Raw genomic sequence first — 15,531 nt, 5'->3', positions numbered from 1 at the left:
TGCGCGTATGCGGATTCGCGAAGAAAGTCTTGTGGCTGATTGCCAGCCCGTGACAATCACCGGAAGTCCGGCCTCACCGCTCCGGGTGGACGGGCGCGTCCCAGTCGCCGCGCACCAGCGGCTTCGCGACGTGGCGGCGGGCGCGCGGCGGGACCTCGTACCAGCCGCGTTCGAGGTCCCTGTCGAGGTCGCGCTCGACCTTCCCGGGTTCGGTGGTGTCGCAGTCCCGGCAGCGGTAGCCCTGGCCGGCGCCCGCGCTCTCCATGGACGTCCCGCAGTCGGGACACGTCGGCACGACGCGCTCGGTGGTGTCGAGGTCGCGGACCGCGAACTTCTCCAGTTTCAGGGTGCCGTCGGCGACCTCGCCGCAGACGGTCACGCGGTCGCCCGGCCGGAGCGCCCGCACGCGGTCGCGGAAGCGCTTGGTCGGCTCGAACGCCGCACAGCGGAGGCGCTCGCCGCCGTCCGCGACCGCGAGGAAGACGTGGCCGCCGCGCCGCGTCTCCGGGCCGGTGGCGACCGTCGCGTCCACGCGGTACGCGCGGCCGTCCTCGACGTCGGCGAGCGCCGCGTCCGCGAGGTGGGCGTCCGTCCCCTGGTTCGTCACGAACAGTTCGCTCGCGTGGACGGGTTCGCTGTCGATGGCGTCCGCGACGCGCGCGACCGCGTCCGGGTCGTCGCCGCGGACGCCGTAGAGGATCGGCCCGGGCGTGTGCGGCACGCAGACGAGTTCGCCGGCCGCCCGGTCGACGGTGTCCCAGACCACGGGGTACTCGGCGTCCGCCGCCGCGAACACGCTGTCGGCGTCGACGACGCGGTCGGTCCCCCAGCGGTCGGGCTCGCGGTAGTCGATGCGCTCGAACGTCCAGTCCTCGAAGGCCGCCCACGCGCCGACCGCCGCGAGCGCGCCGACGACGCCGCGGCCGTTCCCCCACGCCGCCGTCTCGTAGCCGTGGGCGGCCGCCAGCGACTCGGCCTCGCCGCGGTCGAGGTGCTCGCGGAGCGCGCGCCGCGCGAAGTCCGCGACCACGGGCGGGACCTCGGAGTCGGGTGCGACGACCACGCCGGGGTTCGTGCGCGGGTCCGCCGTCTCCGCGGCGTCCCCGACCACCCGGGTGGCGACTTCGAGGGCGACCAGCGGGTCGACGTCCGCGTGCACCGCCAGCGCGGCGTTCCCGCGCGTCTTGTACTCAACGGCGGGGTTGAGGCGGACGAGCAGCACGCGCTCGACGGCCGCGCCGCGGTCGCGCAGCTCCTCGGCGACCAGGCGGGCGGCGTACGTCGTGCACATCCCGCGCTCGCGGGAGTCGGTGTCGTCGACGGCGACGACCGTCATCGGTGGCGGCGGCTACGAGTGCGGCGCTTTTCGCGCTTCCGGTCCGCCGCGTCGCCGGCCCGTCTCTCGGACCGCCTCCCGAATCCGGCCCGTCTCCCTGCCGAGCCGCGGCGACGCGGAACGGCGCCGCCGAAGGACCGAAACCGCGGGGCAGCGGCCGGCTACCGGCACAACGCATATATGTCGTCGTCGGCTACACTCGTCGTATGTCACGGTCGGCTCTCATCGAGAACGTCACCGCGATGCTCGCGGACGCGGGGTTCACGGTGAGCGACCGGTGTGCGACGCGGCCGAAGAGCTTCGACGTGGCCGCGCGCCGCGAGGCGGACGTCCTCCTCGTGAAGATCCTGGGGAACATCGACGCGTTCGACGCGCCGACCGGCGCGGAGATGCGCCGCCTCGGCACGTACCTCGACGCCACCCCCATCGTCATCGGGCTGCGCACGCGCGACGAGGAACTGAAGCCGGGCGTCGTGTACTTCCGGCACGGCGTCCCCGTGCTCAGCCCGGACACCGCCATGGAGTTCTTCGTGGACGGCGTCCCGCCGCTCATCTACGCGGCGCCGGGCGGCCTCTACGTGAACATCGACGGCGACGTGCTCGCGGACCGCCGCCAGGAGGAGGACCTGAGCCTCGGCCAGCTCGCCAGCGAGCTCGGGGTCAGCCGGCGCACCGTCTCGAAGTACGAGGACGGGATGAACGCCAGCATCGAGGTCGCGATGGAGCTCGAGGAGCTGTTCGGCGGCGACCTCACGTCGCCGGTCGCCGTGATGGACGGCGCGGAGGAGGTCCGGGACGCCGACCCGACGCCCGAGGACCCCGAGGCCGACCCCGAGGACGTGCCCGTGCTCTCGGTGCTCGCGCGCGTCGGCTTCGAGGTCCACCCGACGGTGCGCGCGCCGTTCAAGGCCGTCGGCGAGGACGCCGCGCGCGCCGACCGCCTGCTGACCGGCCACTCGTCGTTCACGGACGCCGCCGTCAAGCGAGCCCGCATCATGAGCTCGCTCGGCGAGATCACGCACACGAGCGCCGTCTACGTCGTCGACGAGGCGAGCCGGGAGTCCGTCGACGACACCGCCATCGTCGAGCGCGGGGAGCTGGAGGACGTCGAGGACTCCGAGGACCTCCGGGACCTCCTCACCGAGCGCGGCACCGTCCAGGAAGCCTGACCGTCTGTTCTCCGCGTCAGTCCCCACCGCCCAGGTCGTCGACCGGAGCCGACAGCGTCCGCCGCAGCGCGTCGAACCCGAGTTTCTCGTAGAAGGCGAGCGCGCGGTCGTTGTCCACGTCGACGTCGAGAGCGATTTCGCGGCAGTCGCGCTCGCGGGCGAACGCGGCGACGCGGTCGACGAGGTCGACGGCGAGCCCGGTGCCGCGGTCGGCCCCGCGCACGTAGACGTCGCCGAGGTGGACGCGGTCGGGGTGGTCGAAGACGGACGGCGACTCGGCGACCTCCGCGCTCGCGAAGCCGGCGAGCGTCCCGTCGCCGGCGGCGATGTCGACGTCGACCGACGCAGCATCGCCGTCGCCGGACGCAGCATCGCCGTCGGCTGGCGAGCCGTCGGCGTCCGCGCCGTCGACGGCGACCCAGAGCCGGTAGTCCGCGGACGCCAGTCGGTCGACGCGGAACGGCACCTCCTCGGCGACCAGGTCGGCGTCGTCGGCGAGGCCGTGCGCGTCGACGACGGCCTCGAGTTCGCGGTGGTACGGCAGCCAGAGGTCCTCGACGAACCGGCGGACCGCGGCCTCGTCGGCGGGGAGTCGCTGGAGGTGCATCGGTGTCGGCGGATGGCCCCCGACGGACTTAGCAGTACGCCTCCGGGCGCGGCCTACCCGCCGTACGTCTCCTCGAGGTACGCGACGATGTTGTCGCTCTCGGCCATCCCGTCGACGCCGTGCTCGGTGTCGACGAGCACGGGGACGCCGGTCTGGCCGCTGACCTCGCGGACGTCCTCGCGCTGGCTGTGCGCGCCCGGGACCACGTGTTCGACGTACTCGAGGCCGAGGTCGTCGAGTTTCGCCTCGACTTTCGCGCAGTACGGACAGCCCGGGAGCGTGTACAGTTCGAGAGACATACCTTCGCGTAGGGTCGCGGCGCGGCAAAAGGGTGGGGATGCAGGGGGACGCGACGAGGATACAGGGGACGGCCGCTACACCGCCCCGGAGAGGACGCCGCCGGTGCGCACGAAGAAGTAGAGGACGAACAGCGCGGCGAGCACCCACTGGCCGGCGTGGACCTCGTCGGCTTCGCCGACGGCGGCCTTCACGAGCGGGTAGGAGACGATGCCGGCGGCGAGGCCGTACGCGATGCTGAACGTGAACGGCATCACGAGGATGGTCATCGCGGCGGGCACCGTGTACGTGATGTCGTCCCACGCGACCTCGGCGACGTTCGCGAGCATGATGACGCCGACGACGACGAGCACGAGGTGGCTGGCGTACGTCGGGACGGCGACCGCCAGCGGCACGACGGCGAGGCTCGCGAGGAACAGCACGGCGACGACCAGCGCGGTGAGGCCCGTGCGGCCGCCCTCCTCGACGCCGGTCGCGGACTCGATGTACGTGGTGACCGTCGACGTGCCGAGCATGCCGCCGACGGTGGTGCCGATCGCGTCGGCCATCAGCGGCTTGTCGATGTCGGGGAGGTTGCCGTCCTCGTCGAGGAAGCCGGCGACCTGGCCGACGCCGGTGAGGGTGCCGGCGGTGTCGAAGAAGTCGACGAAGAAGAACGTGAACACGATGAGCGCGAACGACGCGGCCTCGACGTTCTGGAGGCCGGTGACGAACGACCCAGCCAGCGGCGCGATGTTGTAGCTGGCGGCGTCGTACGTGATGGGGGCGTTCGGCGCCAGCGACATCGGCGCCGCGAGCGTGACGCCGTACAGCTCGGACGCCGTCTCCGCGGGGTAGGCGGTGTAGCCGAGCGCGTCGGCGGCGTAGCCGGCGAGGCTGGTGAGGACGATGCCGACGACGATGCTGCCGGGGACGTTCCGGGCGTAGAGCGCGAGCGTGAGGAACAGACCGAGAACGCTGAGGACCGCGACGGGGTCGCTGGCGAACACCGGACTGAACGTGACGAAGGTGGCGGGGTCGCCGACGACGACGCGCATCTCCTCGAGGCCGATGATGGCGAGGAACAGGCCGATGCCGGCGCCGACGGAGAGTTTGACGGGTTCGGGGAACAGCTTGATGATGTACTCGCGGGCGCCGACGGCGGTCAGGAGGATGAAGACGACGCCCTCCACGACGACGGCGGCGAGTGCGGTCTGCCAGGGGATGCCGAGACCGAGGACGACGGTGAACGCGAAGAACGCGTTCAGGCCGAGGCCGGGCGCTTGCGCGAACGGTCGGTTGGCGTAGACGGCCATCACGAACGTGGCCACCGCGGCGCTCAGCAGCGTCACGACGGCGATCATCTGGAAGGTCCGGTTCGGCCCGACGCCATCGATCTGGATTGCCTCCGAGAGGATGGCGGGGTTGACGACGACGATGTAGGACATCGTGAGGAACGTCGTCACGCCGGCGAGCACTTCGGTGCGGACGTCTGTGCCGTGGTCGTCGAGTGCGAAGTAGTCAGCGAGCCCCATCTTGATGCACGTTCGAGCATAAAAACAGGTCTGGCTTAAGCGTTGTTATGCACGTTGGGCGTTCGTGCTTGAGAGAAGACACGCCAGCGAGAAGCGTTACACGTTCGTGCACAGAATCCGGGCCGTCGGCGCCCTCGACGGGCGGTCCGGCGGCCGGAGTCAGTCGAGGTCCGCGAGCGCGCCGACGGGGGCGTCCGTGAGCTCGCGGGCGCGCTCGACGCCGTCGTCGCCGACCGCGATGAGCGTGAACACGCCGGTGACGTCGGCGTCCGCGGCGTCCGCGATGTCGAGGAGGATCTCCTGGGTCTCGCCCGAGCGGATGAGGTCGTCGACGACGAGCACCGTCTCGCCGGCGTCGACGGCGGACTCGGGGAGGTAGTACGTGAGCTCGATGCCGGACTCGAAGCGCTTGCGGGCCTCGATGAACTCCTCGACGGCGGTCTCCTTGGACTTCTTGGCGTACGCGCAGCGGGCGCCGTAGTACGAGGCGAGCGCGGCGGCGAGCGTGATGCCGTCGGTGGCGGCGGTGAGCACGACGTCCGGGCGGTCGAACGCGAACGTCTCGGCGGCGACCGGCGCGACGAGGTCGAGGAACGACTGGTCGAAGACGACGCCGGAGTTGTCGACGTAGCCCTCGTCGTCGCGGCGGACCCGGGAGTGCAGTTCGTCCCGCAGGAGGTCCGCGCCGGCGTCCCGCACGACCTCGCGGGCGCGCTCCGCGCTCGGGAGGACGTGGCCGTTCACGTAGCGGTTCAGGTCGCCGGCCGGCAGCCCCGTCTCCGCGGAGAGCTCGTCGTACGTCCGGGTCTCCTTCAGCGTGCGCAGGACGTCGACCGCCTGCAGCTGGAGGGCGGCCTTCTCTGCTCGGTTCATACCGATACGCACGTTTCCACAAACTTGAATACCTCGAAACGTTCCGGGGCCGAACAAACCACGAACGCGCGTACCGGCGCGGCCGGCAGTGGGTCGTCGACCGACCGACGGTCCGCCACCGACCGACGGTCCGCCACCGACCGACCGGCTGTACACCGTCGACCGAGCGGCGACGCGCGCTTACTCGGCGTCCAGGAGGTCGCTGGCTGTCACCAGCGCCTCCATCTCGACGCCGTGCTCGGCGAGCAGCTCGCGGCCGCCCTCCTCGCGGTCCACCACGAGCAGCGCGCGGTCCACCACCGCGCCCGCCTCGCGGAGCGCCTCGACGGCGTCCACGGCGGACTGGCCGGTCGTGGCGACGTCCTCGACGACGACGACCTCCTCGCCGTCGGCGAGCGGCCCCTCGATGCGGTTCGCGGTGCCGTACTCCTTGGCCGCCTTGCGCGCGATGACGTACGGCACGTCCGCCTGGACGGCCGTCGCGGCGGCCAGCGGCACGCCGCCGAGCGCGACGCCGGCGAGCTTGTCGTCGGCGTCCAGGCGCTCGGCGAACGCCGCGGCGATGGCGCGCAGGCAGTCCGGGTCCGTCTCGAAGCGGTACTTGTCCACGTAGTAGTTCGAGGTGCCGCCGTGCGAGAGCTCGAACTCGCCGTACCGGACGGCGTCGGCGTCCCGCAGCAACTGCACGAGGTCGTCGGACGTCATTGCCTGCTACGGCGGGCCGCCCGGCAAAAAGGCGTGCGGTCTGCCCGTCCCCGCGGCCGGCACCGACCGGCGTCGAGTCACGCGGCGCCGGTGGCGACGAGGCCGGCGATGCCGAAGCAGACGACGCCGGCGACCAGGGCGACCGCGCCCTTCGCGAGCAGGCGCCCCACGGCGCGGCCGGCGGTGGTGTCCGCGATGCGGAAGTTCACCGCGTCGCCGTCCCCGACGTAGACGGGCTCGTCGCCGAGGCCGTCGTCGCGCCGGTGGCCGTAGACGTGGACCGTCTCGTCGACGTCGAGGCGCCGCTCGGTGCGGCGGCGGTTCGGCCCGTCATCGAGGTCCTCGTCGTCCATCGAGAGTTCGGCGCCCGACGGGTCGACCGCGACGCTGCCGGAGTCGTCGGTGACCACGAACGGCACCTCGTCGCTGCCCCGTTCGACGGTCCGCCACTCCGTGCCGCCGTCCTCGTCGCCGTGGTCGCGTTCCTCCACCTGCGTCCTGTACTCGTGGGCGAGACACTCGGTGTTCGTGTACGGCGCGACGACCGTCTCGTCCAGCGGTCTCGCGGTCCCCGTCACCTCCACGACGCCGGCGGCGTCCGCGACCGCGGCGGCGTCGACGGGGTCGTGCGACCAGATCTCGTAGCCGTCGGTGAACGTCCGCACCCCCCACCAGGTGGCGACCACGCCGCCGACCCCGAACAGCGCCACCGCGATCAGTTCTCCCTCCGTCAGGCCGGCCGCGACCGCCGGCGTCGCGTCAATCGTCGACATTCGACAGCGTCCTCGCGGCCGGACGTGATAAGATTGAGTCGCCAGCGGCGTCTTAGCGACCCGCTATCGGCTCGGATCGACTGTCTCGGCGCCCTACCAGGGCTCGTTCTTCAGCCCGAGGACGTACGCGATGCCGTTCGTGGCGACGTGGAGGACGGGCGTGAGCACGAGCACGGCGGCGAGCACGTCGAGCGTGAAGACGTCGCCGAACCACGCGGGAGCGGCGACGGCGGCCAGCGCCAGGGACACGACGACGAAGTCGAGCTGGTCGACGAGCGGGAACGCGGCGCCGCGCTCGCGGCCGGTGCGGCGCTTCAGGAACGACGCGAGGACGTCCCCCAGCATCGCGCCGAACGGGAGCGCGACCATCGCGGCCGGCGGGAACGTCGGCAGCGGCACGCCGACCGCGCCGCTGACCGCGGGCTCGCCGGCGTTCAGGGCGGCGGCGAGCGCGGCGCCGGCGAGCGTGCCGGCCGCGGTGCCGCGCCAGGTCTTCCCGTCGCCGAGGACGCGACGCCCGCCCCACGTGCGGCCGCCGTCGATGGGCCGACCGCCGCCCGCGAGCACCGCGACGTTGTTCGGGACGTACGCGGGCAGCATCGCCCAGACCGCGGTTGCGACCGTCGCTACCAGACTCATGGCTTGGCGTGGTCGCGGCCCGGGCAAAAACCCGTGGGTTCCCGGCGACGGCGGCCGGCGGAGACCATGGAAGGCGACCCGTTTAAGGGAGGCGCAGCCACAGTCGTGGGTATGATACCGCCGATCGCGAGCAACTTCGTCGCGGGCGAGTCCCCGGCGGAGGCGCTCGAACACGTCGAGACCCTCAACGACCGCGGGGTCAACGCCATCCTGAACCTGCTCGGCGAGCACTACGACGAGCGGGCGCCCGCGGACGAGGACGCGGCGGCCTACGAGGGGCTCGTGCGTGACATCGACGAGAGCGACCTGGACGCGTGCGTCTCCGTGAAGCCCTCGCAGATCGGGCTGGACGTCGGCGAGGACGCGTTCAGGGAGAACGTCGCGGCCATCGCCGAGGTGGCCGACGAGCACGGCGTGTTCACGTGGATCGACATGGAGGACCACGAGACGACGGACGCGACGCTGGACGCCTACGAGGCGCTGGCGACGGAGTACGGCGGCGGCGTCGGCGTCTGCGTGCAGGCGAACCTCAAGCGCACCGAGGACGACCTCGAGCGGCTCGCGGACCTCCCGGGGAAGGTGCGCCTCGTGAAGGGCGCGTACGACGAGCCGAAGGAGCTGGCGTACAAGGACAAGGCGCGCGTGAACGAGGCGTACCGCGACTACCTGGAGTACATGTTCGCGGAGTTCGACGGCGGCGTCGCGGTGGGGAGCCACGACCCCGAGATGGTCTCGCTGGCCCGCGACCTCCACGAGGAGTACGGCACCGACTACGAGGTCCAGATGCTGATGGGGGTACGCGACGACGCCCAGTACGAACTGGCGGCAGACGGCGTCGAGGTCTGGCAGTACGTGCCGTACGGCGACAAGTGGTTCTCGTACTTCTACCGGCGCGCGATGGAGCGCAAGGAGAACATGCTGTTCGCGCTCCGCGCGGTCCTCGGGCGGTGAGCGACCGGCGGCGCGGCCGGTCGGCAGCGAGCGACCGGCGGCGCGGCCGGTCGGCAGCGAACGGCCGGCGGCACGGCCGGTGGGCAGCGAACGGCCGGCGGCACGGCCAGTCGGCGGCGAGCGGCGCCCTAACCTCGAAATCCCTATACGTCGCCGCTGGGATGGTAGCGGTATGACCTCGTGGAAGCGGGACTTCGGCAGCGGGCTCATCGTGCTCGTGCCGATTCTGGTCACGTTCTACGTGATCTACTGGCTGTTCAACTTCCTCGCGCAGTTCGCGCTGCTCACGACGAACGTCGACGACCCGTTGCTCGCGGTGGCGCTGGCGCTGGTGGTGTTCGTGCTGCTGGTGTTCTCCGTGGGCTACCTGATGCGGACGGCCGTCGGCGGCATCGTCGAGGCCCTGATCGACGACGCGATGAACCGCGTGCCCCTGCTCCGCGTGGTGTACAACGCCTCGAAGATGGCCGTCGAGACGGTGCTCTCGGGGCGGAGCGACGAGTTCCAGGAGCCCGTGAAGGTCGAGCCCTGGGAGGGGATGCGGCTGACGGCGTTCAAGACCGGGAAGACCGCCGAGGACGGCCGCGAGGTCGTGTTCATGCCGACGGCGCCGAACATCACCTCGGGGTTCGTGATGGAGGTGGAGTCCGGGGACATCATCAAGACCTCCGAGAGCACGGAGGACGCGCTGACGCGCGTGCTGTCCGCCGGGTTCGGCGAGAACCGCCGCGACGTCCCCGACCAGCTCCTGGACGCCGGCGACCGGTCGAGCGAGGAGGAGTCCAGCGACGGCGGCCAGTCGAGCGAGAGCGAACCCGGCGACGGCGACGAATCGACTCGGACCGTCGACGGCGACCAACCGGGCCGGGCGGCCGACGAAACGAAGCGGGAGTGAGGCGGCGAGCGGGCGGCCTCAGACGTAGTGGAACCACTCCTCGCGCTCGCCGGCCTCGACGAGGTCGAAGAACGCGGACTGGAGCTCCTCGGTGACGGGGCCGCGGTCGCCGTCGCCGATCACGACGTTGTCGACCTTGCGGATGGGCGTGACCTCGGCGGCGCTGCCGGTGAAGAACAGCTCGTCGGCGGTGTTGAGTTCGCCCCGGGAGATGGAGACGTTGTCGTGGACGGTGTAGCCGCGCTCCTCGGCGAGGGTGATGACGGTGTCGCGCGTGATGCCGTCGAGGATGCTCTCGGAGAGGCCGGGCGTGTACAGTTCGCCGTCGCGGACGAGGAAGAGGTTCTCGCCGGGGCCCTCGGCGACGTCGCCCTCCTTGTTGAGGACGATGGCCTCGCGGAAGCCGTTCCGGCGGGCCTCCTCGCCGGCGAGCATGCTGTTGACGTAGAGGCCGGTGGTCTTGGCGTTCGTGGGGATCTGGCTGGAGGCGTGCTTGCGCCACGAGGACACCATCACCTCGATGCCGTTCTCGAGGGCGTCCTCGCCGAGGTACGCGCCCCACGGCCACGCGGCGATGGTGACGTCGGTCGGGCAGTCGCCCGGGGAGACGCCGAGGGAGTCGTAGCCGTAGTACGCGATGGGGCGGATGTAACACGAGGCGAGGTCCTGTCGGTCGAGGAGTTCGACGGTGGCGTCGGTGAGTTCCTCGCGGGAGTACTCGATGTCGAGGTCGTAGGGCTTGCAGGACTCGTAGAGGCGGTCGAGGTGTTCGTCCCACCGGAAGATGGCGGGGCCGTTGTCGGTGTCGTAGGCGCGGACGCCCTCGAAGACGCCGCTGCCGTAGTGGAGCGCGTGCGTGAGGACGTGGGTCTGGGCGTCCGCCCAGTCGACGAACTCCCCGTTCATCCAGATGGTGTCGACGTCCATCTCGTCGAAGCTAGCCATACGCGGGGCAACGGAGGCCCTACTAATCAGTTTTCCCAGTCCGACCCGAACACCGATGTGGTTAGGAGCCCAACACGTACCCGGTGCGTTCACCCATGGTCGAACGAACGGCGCGGGCCACGTGGAACGGCACGCTGCCGCGCGGGAACGGGAGTCTCTCGCTGGGCAGCGGCGCGTTCGAGGGTCCCTACGACTTCCGGTCGCGGTTCGAGGACGGCGCGGAGACAAACCCCGAGGAGCTCGTCGGCGCGGCGCACGCGGGCTGTTTCTCGATGGCGCTGGCGGCGGAACTGGACCGCGCGGGCTACGACCCGGAGGCCGTCGAGACGGCGGCGACGGTCCACCTCGAGGAGGGCGACGACGGCTGGACGATCACGCGCAGCCACCTCGACACGGAGGTGGCGGTCGCGGACGTCGAGGACGAGGAGTTCCAGGCGATCGCCGAGACGGCCAAGGAGAACTGTCCGGTGTCGCGGGCGCTCGGCGGCGTGGAGAAGACCCTGGACGCGGCGCTGCGCTGACGGGACGGCCTTCGACGGCCCGACGCGCCAGTCGGCGTCTCCGGCCCCGAAGTCGGCGCCCGGTGACGCCGGCAGCTACCAGCGTCGTGGAGAGCCCGGTGGCCGCCAGCGGCCGTCGAGTACAGCGTCGCGCGAGCACGCGAGTGGCCGGAGGCGGCGAGCGTCGCCGGCGTCGCCGACAACCGGCACGAATGTCCTACGATAATTTAATCGAGATGCTTAATTACCGTAGAGTATTACACTGGCCCGATGAGCGACTACGCACCCCTCACCTACGAGGACCTCGACGAGGAGCGGCGGCCGAGCCTCCGCGAGGCGCTCGTGCCGGTGCTCGCCGTCGTCGCCGCGCTCGGCGTCGGCTCCGGCTACCTCGGCCTCGCGCCGCACGCCCCCCTCCTCTGGAGTATCGCGTTCACCGGCCTGTTCGCGCGCTACCGCCTCGGCTACGACTGGGACGGCGTCTACGACGCCGCCGCGGCCGGCCTCCGCATGGGCCTGCAGGCCATCCTCATCCTCTTCGTCATCTACGGCCTCATCGCCACGTGGACCAGCGCCGGCACCATCCCGGGGCTGATGTACTACGGCCTCGGCGTCCTCTCGCCGACGGTGTTCCTGCCGGCGACCGCCGTCCTCTCCGCGGTCGTCGCGTTCGCCATCGGCTCCTCGTGGACCACCGTCGGCACGCTCGGCGTCGCCTTCGTCGGCATCGGCAGCGGTCTCGGCGTCTCCGCGCCGATGACCGCCGGCGCCATCGTCTCCGGCGCGTACGCCGGCGACAAGCAGAGCCCGCTCTCGGACACCACGAACCTCGCCGCCGCCGTCACCAACAGCGGCCTCTACGACCACATCAGTGCGATGCGCGCCGGCACCGCACTCGCGTTCGGCCTCGCCGTCCTCGCGTACGCCGTCCTCGGCGTCGTCGCCGTCTCCGACTCCGGCGCGAGCGTCGCCGCCATCAGCGATCCCCTCGCCGAGGCGTACGCGCTCGGCCCCGTCGTCTTCCTGCCGCTGGTCGTCACGTTCGGCCTCGCGATCCGCGGCTACCCGCCGCTGCCCGCCCTGGTCGCCGGCGTCTTCGCCGGCGCGCTCGTCACTGTCGCCGCGCAGGGCGTCTCCTTCACCGCTGCGTGGGACGTCTTCCTGAACGGCACCAGCCCCGAGACCGGCAGCGACCTCGTGAACGGCCTGCTGTCGACGGGCGGCATCTCGGGGTCCGCGTGGACCATCGCCGTCGTCGTCGCCGCGCTCGCGCTCGGCGGCCTGCTCGAACGCACGGGCGTGCTCGCGACGCTCGCCCACCACCTCACCGCCGCCGTCTGGTCGCCCGGCAGCCTCGTCGCCGGCACCGGCCTCGCCGCGATGGCGACGAACGCGTTCTCCGCCCAACAGTACGTGAGCATCGTCGTCCCCGGGATGAGCCTCCGGAGCCTCTACGAGGAGTACGGCCTCGACGAGACCGACCTCTCGCGGGCCGTCGAGGCCGCCGGCACGCCCACGGGACCGCTGTTCCCCTGGCACGCCGGCGCCGTCTACATGACCGGCGTGCTGTTCCCGAACACCGCCGGCGCCACCTCGTGGCTGTGGCTGCCGTTCTACTTCTTCGGGTTCCTCTCGCCGCTCGTGCTGTTCGCGATGGCGGCCACGGGCCACGGCTACGACCGGACCCGCCAGGAGGCCGGCGCCGCCGCGGTCGCCGACGACTAATCGGAGTGGAGACGGCGCCGAGGGGCCCGATTGTCGCTCCCGCCTACTCCGCGAGCGCGTCCAGCAGGTCGCTGCCCTCGACGTAGACGAAGCCGTGGCGCTCGGCGTACGCCTTCGCGTCCTGGACGGAGAGCGCGCCGCCCGTCTCGCCGTCCAGCATCTCGCAGACCACCGCGGCGGGCGGCAGCCCCGCCGCGACGGCGAGCGCGACCGCGAGTTCGGTGTGGCCCTGGCGGTCCGCCAGCGTGGGGGCGGCCCGCAGCAGGTGGACGTGCCCGGGCGCGCGGAACTCCGCCGCGAAGTCCGTGATCTCGGGCTGCTCGGCGGCGCGCGCGAGCTCGGTGATGGTGCGCGAGCGGTCGTCGTCCGTGATGCCGGTGTACGTCTCGCGGTGGTTGACGGGCAGCGAGAACGACGACCGGTCGTCGTACCCGAGGTGGCCGTGGTCGGCGACCGGGTGGTCGATGACGTCGCCGAGGAACGGCAGGTCGAAGGCGTCCGCGACGTCGGCGCCGAGCGCCGCGCAGACGAGGCCGCCCGCGTCGTTGCGCATGCGGGCGACGGCGTCCGGCGTCACCGCGCCCGCCGGGTAGACGAGGTCGACCTCACCCTCGCGGTCCGCGGCGTCGTGGACGAGCACGGGGTCGCCGTCGCGGAACGCCTCGACGGCGGCGTCCGCGCGCGCTGCGCTACTGCTCCTCGACACGGATTGTCACCTCGTCGCCGTCCAGGAGGCCGAGTTCCTCGCGGAGCTTCTCGGGCGCGACGAGTTCCGCCTGGCTCTCGTCGTGGTGGGTGCGGTCGGGCACGATGACGTGCGCGGGCGAGAACGACGCGTCCTCGCTCTCGACGGTCGCCGGGTAGCAGGTCGCCGGCCCGTACGTGCGCTCCTCGTCCTCCCAGCCGTCGATGCGGACGCCGTCCATCGCCTCCAGCGCGGAGCGGGCGCGCCGGCTCTCCTGGTCGAGGTCGACGTTCAGCGTGCCGAGGTACGGCTCGTAGCCGAGTCGCTCCTCGAACTGGCGCATGTAGCCCGGGAGGCTGATGTAGTGGCGGCCCTCGCCCATGCCGCTGGTGACCGTCCCGACGAGGTCGAGTTCGCCGGCGTCCTCGAAGATGCGGCGGTAGTCCTCGTACTCGCGTTCGAGCGTGCGCTCGCCGGCGGCCGTGATGGCGACCCACTGGCCGTCGTTGACGAGGTCGCGCTCCACGAGGCCGGCGTCCTCCAGCGCCTGGAGGCGCCGCGACGCGGTCTGGTTGGAGGCGTCGAGGCGGTCCGCGAGGTCCCCGCAGGAGACCTTGACCTCGCCGCGGCGCGCGCCGTCGAGCGCGAGCAGTTTCAGCACGGCGAGCTCGTCGAACCCGACCTCGCGCGTGCCCGTGGCTGTCGACATGTGTGGGGAGTACTCGAGCGCGCCGCATAAGAATACCGGAAGTGGAACGCGTCTCGAAACTGAGGGCGCGGGTGGGGCGCAGTCGGTCACCCCCCGCTCGCACAGCGACCGGCCGGTCAGCGCCCGCCGCGACCGGTCAGTCCGCGCTCGCCGGCTCGCCGTCCCAGAAGGCGGAGTCCGCGCGGAGCTCCGGCACCCACGTGTCCGCGTCGCGCGCCAGCAGCGCCACGCGCGAGACCGCCTGGTCTTTCAGCACCGTGTGCTCGGGCAGGTGCTCCTGTACCGTCTCCGCGAACGCGAGGACGTCCTCGTGGTCCGGCATCGCCGACCGGTCGAGTCGGTCCCGCGAGTCCCCGACGTGCATGTACGCCTTCAGCTCCACGAAGTCCGGGTCCGCGCGCCGGTAGAACCCGGCGTACCAGTCCGGGTTCGCCGTGTTCTCGCCGCCGACGAGCGTCGTCCGCAGGACGGTCCGCGTGTCGTCTTTCTCGTGGAGGACGTCCATCGTGTCCACGAGCTTCTCCCAGGCGTCGTCCTCCTGGGCGCCGACCACGTCGTCGAACGTCGCGCGCTCCGGCGCGTCCACCGAGACGTACAGCTGCGTCGGGTCGCACTCCGCCAGCACCTCGGGACGGGTGCCGTTCGACACGAGGAACGTCGTCAGGCCGCGGTCGTGGAACGCCTCCAGGAGCTCCGGCAGGTGGGGGTACAGCGTGGGCTCGCCGTCCAGCGAGATGGCGACGTGCCGGGGCTCCATCGCCTCCTCGAAGCGCTCCCTGGGCACCTCGTCGTTCCCGCCGAACCCGCTCAGCAGCTTCCGCTGCAGGCGGATCGAGGCGTCCACGACGGCCTCCGGGTCGTCCCACTCCACGCCGTCGAGTTCGTACGTGTGGCCGGCGTGGTCCCGCCAGCAGAACACGCAGCGCTCGTTGCACCGCACCACGGGCGTCATCTGGATGCAGCGGTGCGAGCGGATGCCGTAAAACGCGTGCTTGTAGCAGGTGCCCTCGCCGCGCATCGCGTTCGCCGTCCAGCCACACGTCTGCGCGGCCGTGTGGTTCTCGTGGTGGTAGTCCGGGTCGTCCACCTGCTTCGGCATACCATCGGCTTCGGCGAGCGCGAGGAAAAGCGTGGCGCTACCGCGGCCGCGCGGACGGCTCGCCGGTGCCCGCTGGGTCGTCGGTCGCCGACTCGCCGGTGACCTTTTC

17 protein-coding genes are annotated in these 15,531 nt (G+C 71.6%); 5 read left to right on the top strand and 12 right to left on the bottom strand.

From position 1 onward, the window contains the following. Positions 1 to 73 precede the first annotated feature (73 nt). A complete protein-coding gene (locus U5911_RS06155; protein ID WP_336036077.1) occupies positions 74 to 1,336 on the bottom strand; it encodes a tRNA(Ile)(2)-agmatinylcytidine synthase in 1,263 nt (420 codons plus the stop codon). A 206-nt stretch (positions 1,337 to 1,542) separates the two neighbouring features. On the opposite strand from U5911_RS06155, the gene U5911_RS06150 reads away from it, so the two are divergent. Continuing rightward, positions 1,543 to 2,505: a transcriptional regulator gene (locus U5911_RS06150; RefSeq protein ID WP_336036076.1), complete on the top strand. Its 963-nt coding sequence runs from the start codon at positions 1,543 to 1,545 to the stop codon at positions 2,503 to 2,505. 16 nt (positions 2,506 to 2,521) lie between these two features. Here U5911_RS06150 and U5911_RS06145 read toward each other — a convergent pair whose 3' ends face one another. From U5911_RS06145 to U5911_RS06115, 7 genes are all read right to left on the bottom strand, one after another. Then, a complete protein-coding gene (locus U5911_RS06145) occupies positions 2,522 to 3,112 on the bottom strand; it encodes a GNAT family N-acetyltransferase (protein WP_336036075.1) in 591 nt (196 codons plus the stop codon). Positions 3,113 to 3,165: 53 nt separating this feature from the next. Further along, positions 3,166 to 3,411, bottom strand: coding sequence for a glutaredoxin family protein (locus tag U5911_RS06140; protein WP_336036074.1), 246 nt, complete (start codon positions 3,409 to 3,411; stop codon positions 3,166 to 3,168). A 75-nt stretch (positions 3,412 to 3,486) separates the two neighbouring features. After that, a complete protein-coding gene (locus U5911_RS06135; RefSeq protein WP_336036073.1) occupies positions 3,487 to 4,923 on the bottom strand; it encodes an NCS2 family permease in 1,437 nt (478 codons plus the stop codon). 159 nt (positions 4,924 to 5,082) lie between these two features. Further along, complete coding sequence (locus U5911_RS06130) at positions 5,083 to 5,796, bottom strand: phosphoribosyltransferase family protein (protein ID WP_336036072.1); 714 nt, start codon at positions 5,794 to 5,796, stop codon at positions 5,083 to 5,085. A gap of 180 nt (positions 5,797 to 5,976) precedes the next feature. Beyond that, the gene (gene pyrE, locus U5911_RS06125) at positions 5,977 to 6,501 is read right to left on the bottom strand and encodes an orotate phosphoribosyltransferase (RefSeq protein ID WP_336036071.1); all 525 of its coding nucleotides are present in this window, start codon (positions 6,499 to 6,501) and stop codon (positions 5,977 to 5,979) included. Between the two features lie 77 nt (positions 6,502 to 6,578). Beyond that, positions 6,579 to 7,274 carry a GIDE domain-containing protein gene (locus U5911_RS06120; RefSeq protein WP_336036070.1) on the bottom strand — a complete coding sequence of 232 codons (696 nt, stop codon included), beginning with the start codon at positions 7,272 to 7,274 and terminating at the stop codon, positions 6,579 to 6,581. Positions 7,275 to 7,367: 93 nt separating this feature from the next. Continuing rightward, complete coding sequence (locus U5911_RS06115; protein ID WP_336036069.1) at positions 7,368 to 7,913, bottom strand: CDP-2,3-bis-(O-geranylgeranyl)-sn-glycerol synthase; 546 nt, start codon at positions 7,911 to 7,913, stop codon at positions 7,368 to 7,370. A gap of 111 nt (positions 7,914 to 8,024) precedes the next feature. On the opposite strand from U5911_RS06115, the gene U5911_RS06110 reads away from it, so the two are divergent. Both U5911_RS06110 and U5911_RS06105 read left to right on the top strand, forming a co-directional pair. Next, positions 8,025 to 8,864, top strand: coding sequence for a proline dehydrogenase family protein (locus U5911_RS06110; protein WP_336036068.1), 840 nt, complete (start codon positions 8,025 to 8,027; stop codon positions 8,862 to 8,864). A 172-nt stretch (positions 8,865 to 9,036) separates the two neighbouring features. After that, positions 9,037 to 9,759 (top strand): DUF502 domain-containing protein, encoded by a 723-nt coding sequence (locus U5911_RS06105; protein ID WP_336036067.1) that lies wholly within the window; start codon positions 9,037 to 9,039, stop codon positions 9,757 to 9,759. An 18-nt stretch (positions 9,760 to 9,777) separates the two neighbouring features. Here the strand turns inward: U5911_RS06105 and U5911_RS06100 are convergent, their stop codons facing one another. Beyond that, positions 9,778 to 10,704, bottom strand: a complete 927-nt coding sequence (locus U5911_RS06100; protein WP_336036066.1) for a branched-chain amino acid transaminase — start codon at positions 10,702 to 10,704, stop codon at positions 9,778 to 9,780. 95 nt (positions 10,705 to 10,799) lie between these two features. Here U5911_RS06100 and U5911_RS06095 point away from each other — a divergent pair, with 95 nt between their 5' ends. Continuing rightward, a complete protein-coding gene (locus U5911_RS06095; RefSeq protein WP_336036065.1) occupies positions 10,800 to 11,225 on the top strand; it encodes an OsmC family protein in 426 nt (141 codons plus the stop codon). A gap of 249 nt (positions 11,226 to 11,474) precedes the next feature. After that, positions 11,475 to 12,929 (top strand): arginine/ornithine antiporter ArcD, encoded by a 1,455-nt coding sequence (arcD, locus tag U5911_RS06090; RefSeq protein ID WP_336036064.1) that lies wholly within the window; start codon positions 11,475 to 11,477, stop codon positions 12,927 to 12,929. 43 nt (positions 12,930 to 12,972) lie between these two features. Here the strand turns inward: arcD and ribB are convergent, their stop codons facing one another. The 3 genes from ribB to twy1 all read right to left on the bottom strand — a co-directional run bounded on the left by ribB (position 12,973) and on the right by twy1 (position 15,422). Continuing rightward, the gene (gene ribB, locus U5911_RS06085) at positions 12,973 to 13,635 is read right to left on the bottom strand and encodes a 3,4-dihydroxy-2-butanone-4-phosphate synthase (RefSeq protein ID WP_336036063.1); all 663 of its coding nucleotides are present in this window, start codon (positions 13,633 to 13,635) and stop codon (positions 12,973 to 12,975) included. Further along, the gene (locus U5911_RS06080) at positions 13,619 to 14,323 is read right to left on the bottom strand and encodes a DUF120 domain-containing protein (RefSeq protein WP_336036062.1); all 705 of its coding nucleotides are present in this window, start codon (positions 14,321 to 14,323) and stop codon (positions 13,619 to 13,621) included. The genes ribB and U5911_RS06080 overlap by 17 nt, the downstream gene beginning before the upstream one ends. A 136-nt stretch (positions 14,324 to 14,459) precedes the next feature. Next, positions 14,460 to 15,422 carry a 4-demethylwyosine synthase TYW1 gene (twy1, locus tag U5911_RS06075; RefSeq protein WP_336036061.1) on the bottom strand — a complete coding sequence of 321 codons (963 nt, stop codon included), beginning with the start codon at positions 15,420 to 15,422 and terminating at the stop codon, positions 14,460 to 14,462. Positions 15,423 to 15,531: the final 109 nt, after the last annotated feature.

It is taken from the genome of Halobacterium yunchengense (assembly GCF_037031165.1).
Classification (GTDB): domain Archaea; phylum Halobacteriota; class Halobacteria; order Halobacteriales; family Halobacteriaceae; genus Halobacterium; species Halobacterium yunchengense.
This window is presented reverse-complemented; position numbering and strand designations above follow the sequence as displayed.

Bases quoted from the DNA above. Each gene is read 5' to 3' on its own strand.
- U5911_RS06155 (WP_336036077.1), bottom strand. From the start codon at position 1,336: ATGACGGTCGTCGCCGTCGACGACACCGACTCCCGCGAGCGCGGGATG.
- U5911_RS06150 (WP_336036076.1), top strand. From the start codon at position 1,543: ATGTCACGGTCGGCTCTCATCGAGAACGTCACCGCGATGCTCGCGGAC.
- U5911_RS06145 (WP_336036075.1), bottom strand. From the start codon at position 3,112: ATGCACCTCCAGCGACTCCCCGCCGACGAGGCCGCGGTCCGCCGGTTC.
- U5911_RS06140 (WP_336036074.1), bottom strand. From the start codon at position 3,411: ATGTCTCTCGAACTGTACACGCTCCCGGGCTGTCCGTACTGCGCGAAA.
- U5911_RS06135 (WP_336036073.1), bottom strand. From the start codon at position 4,923: ATGGGGCTCGCTGACTACTTCGCACTCGACGACCACGGCACAGACGTC.
- U5911_RS06130 (WP_336036072.1), bottom strand. From the start codon at position 5,796: ATGAACCGAGCAGAGAAGGCCGCCCTCCAGCTGCAGGCGGTCGACGTC.
- pyrE (WP_336036071.1), bottom strand. From the start codon at position 6,501: ATGACGTCCGACGACCTCGTGCAGTTGCTGCGGGACGCCGACGCCGTC.
- U5911_RS06120 (WP_336036070.1), bottom strand. From the start codon at position 7,274: ATGTCGACGATTGACGCGACGCCGGCGGTCGCGGCCGGCCTGACGGAG.
- U5911_RS06115 (WP_336036069.1), bottom strand. From the start codon at position 7,913: ATGAGTCTGGTAGCGACGGTCGCAACCGCGGTCTGGGCGATGCTGCCC.
- U5911_RS06110 (WP_336036068.1), top strand. From the start codon at position 8,025: ATGATACCGCCGATCGCGAGCAACTTCGTCGCGGGCGAGTCCCCGGCG.
- U5911_RS06105 (WP_336036067.1), top strand. From the start codon at position 9,037: ATGACCTCGTGGAAGCGGGACTTCGGCAGCGGGCTCATCGTGCTCGTG.
- U5911_RS06100 (WP_336036066.1), bottom strand. From the start codon at position 10,704: ATGGCTAGCTTCGACGAGATGGACGTCGACACCATCTGGATGAACGGG.
- U5911_RS06095 (WP_336036065.1), top strand. From the start codon at position 10,800: ATGGTCGAACGAACGGCGCGGGCCACGTGGAACGGCACGCTGCCGCGC.
- arcD (WP_336036064.1), top strand. From the start codon at position 11,475: ATGAGCGACTACGCACCCCTCACCTACGAGGACCTCGACGAGGAGCGG.
- U5911_RS06080 (WP_336036062.1), bottom strand. From the start codon at position 14,323: ATGTCGACAGCCACGGGCACGCGCGAGGTCGGGTTCGACGAGCTCGCC.
- twy1 (WP_336036061.1), bottom strand. From the start codon at position 15,422: ATGCCGAAGCAGGTGGACGACCCGGACTACCACCACGAGAACCACACG.